Origin of the sequence: Microbacterium sp. BF1 (assembly GCF_019279095.1) — a bacterium.
Lineage (GTDB): Bacteria > Actinomycetota > Actinomycetes > Actinomycetales > Microbacteriaceae > Microbacterium > Microbacterium maritypicum.
Genome location: NZ_JAGYWT010000640.1, coordinates 1 through 1,204 on the forward strand (window position 1 = coordinate 1; position 1,204 = coordinate 1,204).

Below are 1,204 nucleotides of genomic sequence, written 5' to 3' on the forward strand. Positions count from 1 at the left end.
TGCCGGTGACGGCCGCGAACACGATGTTGTTGGCGACGATGCGCAGGTTGTCGGGGTTGTCCTTGGCCAGCCGGTAGCTGCGCAGGTGCGCGGTCTTCGCCTCATCCAGGCGTCCGGCGCGCAGGTAGGGCAGGAGCACGCGCGAGAGCGCGTGCTCCGGCTCCTCGCCGCAGGAGAAGCCGCCCTCGATCATCTCCTCGACGAGGACGATCGCCTCCGCGTCGCGATCGGTGTCGGCGAAGAAACCGGCGATCTGGCTGCGCCCGCACGCGTCGCAGTGGCTGTGGTCGTCGCGCGGCGTGGCCTCCAGCTGCACCCGCAGTGCCTCGGCCTCATCCATGCGGCCCGCATCCCAGGCGTCTTCGAAGCGGGCGGTGAGCACGCCGCTGACGCCGAGGCCCGCCGCACGGTAGTGGGATTCCATGTCGTCGAGCACGGCGGCGATCTGCTCCTGCGAGAACGCGGGGGAGGACCGCAGCGACGACGCCATCCACTTGAACTGCCACATCAGGTCGGCACCGCCGTTGTCGAGGTCGGCGGGGAAGCGCTGCGGGTCGGCGTCGTGGTGGGCGAGGCACCATGCGAACGAATTGAGCATGACGTCGGTCGCGCCGTTCATGTTCGCCGACGCCGTCTGACGCATCCGTGCCTCGTATTCGAGACGCTCGTCGCCGATCTCCACGGCGAGGGCGACGGCCTCGGCGACCAGGGCCTGCTCAGCGGGCCCCCAGGGGGTGCGATCGATCTCCTCGATCAGCTGCTGGAAGCGCTTCTTCGGACGTGCCATGGACGGAACCTTTCGGGGAGGATTCAGCGAGCGTCGCCGAAGGGGATGGTGTCCCCCTCCAGACCGGCCGAGAGTGAGACGAGGTCGGCGAGGGCGCTGGTCATCAGAGCCCTGTCGGCATCGGCGAGCGGGTGGTGTCCGGCGAGCAGCGCCTGGATGTAGAGCAGCTGCACCGTGCGGGCGAACACCGCGTCGTCCTGCACGCGCACCAGGGCGCGCACGACGCGGTTCGACCAGTTCAGGCACAGCCGAGCCCGCAGATCGTCCTCGCGCGCGGAGGACAGGGTCTGGTCGATGCGATCCAGCACGCCGCCCCACAGGGCGCCGGTGATGCCCTTGGTGCGCCCGCGATCGATCGCCCGCAGCACCTCGGGGTCGGCCACGTAGAGCCCGGCCAGGTCGGGGCGGTCGATGGAG

At 70.0% G+C, this 1,204-nt stretch carries 2 pseudogenes; both read right to left on the minus strand.

Going from position 1 to position 1,204, the window contains the following annotated elements:
• Window positions 1-787: pseudogene (locus tag KZA10_RS15655) on the minus strand (hypothetical protein); the annotation flags it as partial.
• Window positions 788-810: 23 nt separating this feature from the next.
• A pseudogene (locus KZA10_RS15660) lies at window positions 811-1,204 on the minus strand (HSP90 family protein); the annotation flags it as partial.